The organism is Pseudomonadota bacterium, from assembly GCA_039714795.1.
Classification (GTDB): domain Bacteria; phylum Pseudomonadota; class Alphaproteobacteria; order JAGOMX01; family JAGOMX01; genus JBDLIP01.
This window is the reverse complement of record JBDLIP010000112.1, coordinates 1-5,586: the sequence shown is the minus strand read 5'-3', so window position 1 is coordinate 5,586 and position 5,586 is coordinate 1. Positions and strand designations below refer to the sequence as shown.

The 5,586-nt window shown below is 42.7% G+C and carries 10 protein-coding genes; all 10 read left to right on the top strand.

Translation table 11 applies throughout. From position 1 onward, the window contains the following. Positions 1–366 (top strand): hypothetical protein (locus ABFQ95_07355; protein ID MEN8237337.1); only part of this gene is annotated, 366 nt, incomplete at its 5' end. After that, positions 353–1,666, top strand: a complete 1,314-nt coding sequence (gene dnaB, locus ABFQ95_07350; protein MEN8237336.1) for a replicative DNA helicase — start codon at positions 353–355, stop codon at positions 1,664–1,666. The genes ABFQ95_07355 and dnaB, both read left to right, overlap by 14 nt. A 647-nt stretch (positions 1,667–2,313) precedes the next feature. Further along, positions 2,314–2,670, top strand: a complete 357-nt coding sequence (locus tag ABFQ95_07345; GenBank protein MEN8237335.1) for a hypothetical protein — start codon at positions 2,314–2,316, stop codon at positions 2,668–2,670. Positions 2,671–2,765: 95 nt separating this feature from the next. Continuing rightward, the gene (locus ABFQ95_07340; protein ID MEN8237334.1) at positions 2,766–2,996 is read left to right on the top strand and encodes a hypothetical protein; all 231 of its coding nucleotides are present in this window, start codon (positions 2,766–2,768) and stop codon (positions 2,994–2,996) included. A gap of 31 nt (positions 2,997–3,027) precedes the next feature. Then, a complete protein-coding gene (locus ABFQ95_07335) occupies positions 3,028–3,213 on the top strand; it encodes a hypothetical protein (protein MEN8237333.1) in 186 nt (61 codons plus the stop codon). After that, entirely contained in the window at positions 3,213–3,434 is a 222-nt protein-coding gene (locus ABFQ95_07330) for a hypothetical protein (GenBank protein MEN8237332.1), read from the top strand. Before ABFQ95_07335 ends, ABFQ95_07330 begins: the two co-directional genes overlap by 1 nt. Positions 3,435–3,868: 434 nt before the next feature. Further along, positions 3,869–4,045: a hypothetical protein gene (locus ABFQ95_07325; protein MEN8237331.1), complete on the top strand. Its 177-nt coding sequence runs from the start codon at positions 3,869–3,871 to the stop codon at positions 4,043–4,045. Positions 4,046–4,113: 68 nt separating this feature from the next. After that, on the top strand, positions 4,114–4,623 hold the full coding sequence (locus ABFQ95_07320) for a DUF3850 domain-containing protein (protein MEN8237330.1): 510 nt from the start codon (positions 4,114–4,116) through the stop codon (positions 4,621–4,623). A 362-nt stretch (positions 4,624–4,985) separates the two neighbouring features. After that, positions 4,986–5,195, top strand: coding sequence for a hypothetical protein (locus ABFQ95_07315; GenBank protein ID MEN8237329.1), 210 nt, complete (start codon positions 4,986–4,988; stop codon positions 5,193–5,195). Beyond that, positions 5,192–5,586, top strand: a 395-nt coding sequence (locus tag ABFQ95_07310) for a DUF6291 domain-containing protein (protein ID MEN8237328.1), incomplete at its 3' end; no start/stop codon positions are given. The genes ABFQ95_07315 and ABFQ95_07310, both read left to right, overlap by 4 nt.

Here is a 5,586-nt window from a genome sequence, read left to right as displayed (position 1 = left end):
TCAGATGAGTTTGGTGGAAAACAAAAAAGGACAGACAGAGAAATTCTAGCTGGGATTGATTCGATTGACAAACTCGTCCGGATTGATGGTTATGATCTGGAAAAAGAAATTAAGCCATCGTTAAGGTGGGCGGTAAAAGATCCTTTCTGGAGCGGCAACATTAGGAGCTTGGCACCGCTTCGCAAGAAATCAAAAGATGGGCAAAGTAAATTTGCTAATATGTTTGATAAATTTTCAGCAAACAATGGTAGTGCCAGCGTAGAAAAAACTTGTGGTACTTGTAAAAAGCACTGCCGCCCTGGAACTGGTCCAGAGTGTAATAGAAACGCGAAAAACGAAGGATGCATGAACCATGATCAACTCTAAAGTCCCGCCGCAGAATATAGAAGCAGAGCAACACATCTTAGGCGCATGTCTTATTAGCCTTGACCGAATGGCAACGGCTATTGAAAATTTAACGGCAGAAGATTTTTATAGAGAGCCGCATAAGATTATTTTTTCTACTATGTCAGGCTTATATGCGAACAGTGTTGAGCCTGACATGGTAGCGGTTGCAGATGCATTGAATAACTCAGGAAAGATTGAACAGGTAGGTGGTGTTGCTTATATTTCATCGTTAGCAGATTGTATACCTACCAAGATTGACCATTACTGCAAAATAGTAAAGGACGCCTCTGTAAAGCGCAGGATGATAACAGAATTGTCTGATATAGTTGGCAAAGCCTACAACGGGCATGACGTGGAATCATTAACAGGCGCTTTGAGTGATGCTGTGTTGTCAATAGGTAGCGGTGGTAAAGGGGAGCCGGTCCATATCTCTGAGATAGTTGATGAGGCCATGGCCGAAATATCTGCACAGGCTGAAAACAAAACACCTGTTACCGGGATAAGCACTGGGCTTGCTGATTTAGACACAAGGATGGGTGGATTACAGAAAAGCAATTATGTCGTCATAGCTGGTAGACCAGGAATGGGCAAAACAAGCCTTGCCTTGAAATTCGCGGATCAGGCCGCAAGAGATGGCGAAGGAGTCTTGATTTTCAGCATGGAAATGAAAGACACGCGTCTCGGGAAAAGGATGCTTTCCTGTGCGTCTAAGGTATCTGGAAATAGTTTAAGAACTGGATATGTGAAGGAGGCCGAGTGGGCTCCATTAACGCATAGCGCAGAAATGTTGAAAAAGTCCAACATCTATATTGATGACACAGCGGCCCTTACCATTGCCGAAATTTCGGCTAGGGCAAAAAAGGTTGCGATTAAACAGCCTCTTGGTCTCGTGATAGTTGATTACATCCAGTTGTCAACTGGATCTCAAGGAGATGGTAACAGGGCCGCAGAATTATCCAAGATATCAGCAGGATTGTTGGCATTGGCAAAGGATTTAGATTGTTCCATGATTGTTTTGTCTCAGCTTAATAGGCAAGTTGAAAACAGGACCGATAAAAGACCGGTTATTTCTGACCTCAAGGAATCTGGTGCCATAGAGCAGGATGCAGATGTAGTTTTGCTGTTATATCGTGATGAGATATATAACGATTCCCCTGATAATCCTAACAAGGGTGTTGCCGAAATCATTATAGGAAAAGGGCGTGATATTGGAAATTGGACTGTGAAGGTTGGTTTTAATGGGGAGAGAACAGAGTTCTTTGACCTTGTCTGGAATTAATAGAAAAGAAAATTTAATCTGGCAGTAAATCCTGGAGACGACTGGCTTGATCAGTATGTTACGGAACAAGCGGAAGAGCTCAGAGGGCTTAAGATTTAACGATCAAGGGTAACCAGCCGGGTATTTTCCGGTCTGCGTTTACCCGCTGGTTAGCGGAGATATTAAAGGAGAGCTTATGTTTACATGTAAGATTTGCGATAAAGAAGCAACCCATTTATGGAGATGCGAGGAGCATTACAGGTGTGATGTTTGCGGAACAAAAGAAGACCTGATCACAAGGCGAGGGGGCATAACGTGTGACAACTGCCATGCAAAGATTGCCCAAAAACAGGTGGAAGAGTTTGACGGTGACACCGATTATACTCGCGAAATTATCTGCCCATGGTGTGGGGATGAGCAGTCCGACAGCTGGGAAGCGTTTGATGAAGATGACCATGTATGTGATAACTGCTGGAACAAATACAGCCACACGAGGGATTATGACGTGACCTACTGCACAACTAAAACGAAGAGGCACGACCGCTAACGCCAAAGTTAACCCGCCCACCGTGGCGAAACTATTAATTAATACGAGAATAAAGGAGGCAGGACGACAACGAAAGAGCGCACGTGCTCGTGGGTCGGCGTTGAACGTTTTGTTATATTTTATGAAAGAATTTGAAGGGAAGGAAGTTTGGTTACGTCCAACAGGGAATAATGCCAGGGGTAATAGAGGGAAACATATCAAAGCCGTTGTTGTGAAGGTTGCGAGAGTAAATGCCACCGTAAGGATTGACGGGTGGGGAAGAGATGAAAAGTTTAGGTTTAATGGACACCACCTAGATAGCGGCTATAACAGTGGATATGCGGTTTATGCGTCACAAGCTGAACTTGTCAAGTATTACGAAAGGGTCAGGATTTCAGGGCTGATATCAACTGAGTATAGATACCAACGAGATTTCCAGAGGTTGCCACTTGATAAATTAATTAAAGTAGCTGAGTTGCTTAATGTTGTTGGAATATAACGTTTTTTAATAACTTGCCAGCCGAAACGTTGGCGCAATAACCGATAGATCTCCTGGTCAAGTTGATTTTTTTGTTATCTGAGAATGGAGGGATTGTGGAAATTTTAACACCTGAAGAAAGATATAAGGCTCAATGGTGCCGTTCATTCTTGCAATGTCCTGAGTCTTTCACAGACGATGAAATATTAGAAAAAGTGTCTGGAACTGAGGTGGAGGAATATTTTGAACGTGATTTCAAGAAGCGGAAAGCCGTTTTTGAGTTCAAAAAAGCCATAAAAGAAACTTTTCCAAACTGGCTGTTGAAACTTTTAAGGGTAAACAGATAATTGCTGGTTATGACTTTTTAAGGAGTTCGACATGGACGGTGTTTTTTTAAGATTAGCTGCAAAGTGGGAAAGGGAAGCAACCACACCACCAGAGGATGCAGTTGAGGACGGCCCTGCAGGGGCCGCCAGGATGGCGAGAGAACAAGGGCACAGAGATGCAAAAAAAGAATGTGCCGAGAAGCTTCGCCTCTTAGTTTCTATTCTTGGCGAGGCATAATGATGGATATTGAACTAACGAAGGAGGAAGAGAGGTTTATCAGGGCATTAAAAAGAGCGGCAAAAAACATCCCTGAGAGGCTTTGGCTGTTCTGCAGCGAAAGCGGACTGCATGTTATGGCAAAAAACGACGATGGTAATCGTGTGTGGATCAGCAATGGTGTGGATCAAGAGTATGTTGTTGAGGATATTACAGACGATGTAACTAGCGGGTCTTGGTAGCCACATAACGTTTAGTTAACCTGCCCAGTGCAGGAAAACCACTAAAGGGGATAAGCAGTAATGAGTGAAAATAACCAAACAAACAAGGCCGAAGAAAGGAGTTGCACTGGGTCAGAGTGCAGCGACTTGTTATCTTGCCCATTCTGTGGGCAAGAAGCAGAGTTAGCTGAAGACGATAACGATGTTTATGTTTGCTGTCATGATTGTGGTGCTATGGGAGAACAATATTTTTGGAAAAGCACAAATGCTAAGGAAAGAGCTGTGAAGTCATGGAATACAAGAGCAAGATAACGGAGAAGGTAAGGGGATTGCCAAACAGCCGTGGAAAGACTACGAGCGAAGCGCAATTACCCAAGTAAATATAAATATTGAACGTTCTCGCAATTCCGCTTGAACGTATTGTTAGCTGGATTGGAACTGATGGAGACTCGAAAATGAAAACAGTCAAAGAGATGAAAGAAGAATTAGACAAATTTAACGACGATGATATGTGTTACGCCTATGAGGGTGAAGTAATAGGACTAGTTATAAATAGAGGTCATGATCAGGGAGTTATATTTTGCGCTGAAGGCAGTGGCGAAGAAGAGGACACACATCTTATCGAAAGCTAACACCAAGTTAAGCGGCTCGTCCGCTTGAACTTTTTGTTATGATCACTTTAATTTACCTCGGAGTTGTTATGAAAATATTGATTGATATTGAAAGACCAGTAGAAGAGCTTAACAAGCTAATTGCACATAAAGATTCACTTGAGGCCCTTGAAAGCATTCCAGGCCATATCCATGACAGCCTTTTCCGCCTGCTTCATAGCCTCCTTTTGAACATCTGCATATCTTCCACTGGCACCACAACCAGTACAGGTGATCATGTCATTAGGCTTGGGGTTGCTAGGGATTTCAAAATTATGACGGGCGTGAGGTATCGGAATATCAGAAAAAGGAGAAGCATGAAAACGCATCGTTTGAAAATAGATCAAGATTACCTCGACAACCTGATACACGGAAGAAAAAAAGTTGAAATACGTATAAATGATCGTGACTATCAAAGAGGCGATTTGCTACTGTTTCGTGATTATTCAAAACTTGAACCAAGGAAGTATTGGTTCTTGATAACGCATGTCCATTCAGGGTTAGGGATGGAAAGAAATTATGTGGCCCTATCTGTAAACCGAACTGATCCGCCAGCATGATAGAAGATTCTTGACATATAACCCAAAACAGATAATAAAATTACTATCACCGTTTGGTGGTGCCTGATGAGGCGGGTGGCTCCGTGGAGGGTTTAGCAAAAAAAGGAAAGGCAAGCGAATGACAAAAAACCGACCTGAAAATTTAAGAGCTGTTTGCAATGGAAAGGACTTTCCGGCTGGGTGCCTCCTAGCTATTCCTCCTGGACATTGTAGACAGCTCTTTTTTTTTGAGGTTTTGTGAAATGAAAAATTGGCACACCTGTGAGTCATGCGGTAGAGAAGCTGTATACCGAAAGGACCATGAAACATGGAAAACCAAGTGCGTTTTTTGCTGGAAAGAAGACCAGGGGATAACACACTCAGTGTCAGATTTGTACGCAATGCACTTGGAAGACTTGCTTGAAATTGACAAGCCACCAGAACTCGCACGATTGCCATTAGATTTTATCAAACAACTTATCACGCTTTGCCATCCTGACAAGCACGGAAACAGTCAAAAAGCGACAACTACCACGCAAAAACTACTTGCCATGCGAGATGTCGCGGCACATGCCATGGAGGAGAAATTGTGAAAAAACAAGACTCCTTTTTGCTATACAATGGCATGTATGAACCAATAAAACACCTCGACGACACGTCATTAGGTCAGCTGTTTAGGGCTATTTATGAATATCAAATTGATAATATCATTCCAAGCGTAGAACCTCAAGTAATGATGGCATTTCAGTTCTTTAAAAATCAACTTGACGTTAACAGTAAGCAGTATGCGGCTAAATGCGAACGCAATAAAAAATCGGCAAAAATGCGATGGGATGCGAACGCATGCGAACGCATAGCAACGGTTGCGAATGATGCCTATACTGATACTGATACTGATACTGATACTGATACTGATACTGATACTGATACTGATACTGATACTGAAAAGAACTACCGCGAATTCGTTAGTGCCTTTTATAGGCA

Coding starts and splice junctions, on each gene's coding strand:
- dnaB (MEN8237336.1), top strand. CDS start 353: ATGATCAACTCTAAAGTCCCGCCGCAGAATATAGAAGCAGAGCAACAC.
- ABFQ95_07345 (MEN8237335.1), top strand. CDS start 2,314: ATGAAAGAATTTGAAGGGAAGGAAGTTTGGTTACGTCCAACAGGGAAT.
- ABFQ95_07335 (MEN8237333.1), top strand. CDS start 3,028: ATGGACGGTGTTTTTTTAAGATTAGCTGCAAAGTGGGAAAGGGAAGCA.
- ABFQ95_07330 (MEN8237332.1), top strand. CDS start 3,213: ATGATGGATATTGAACTAACGAAGGAGGAAGAGAGGTTTATCAGGGCA.
- ABFQ95_07325 (MEN8237331.1), top strand. CDS start 3,869: ATGAAAACAGTCAAAGAGATGAAAGAAGAATTAGACAAATTTAACGAC.
- ABFQ95_07320 (MEN8237330.1), top strand. CDS start 4,114: ATGAAAATATTGATTGATATTGAAAGACCAGTAGAAGAGCTTAACAAG.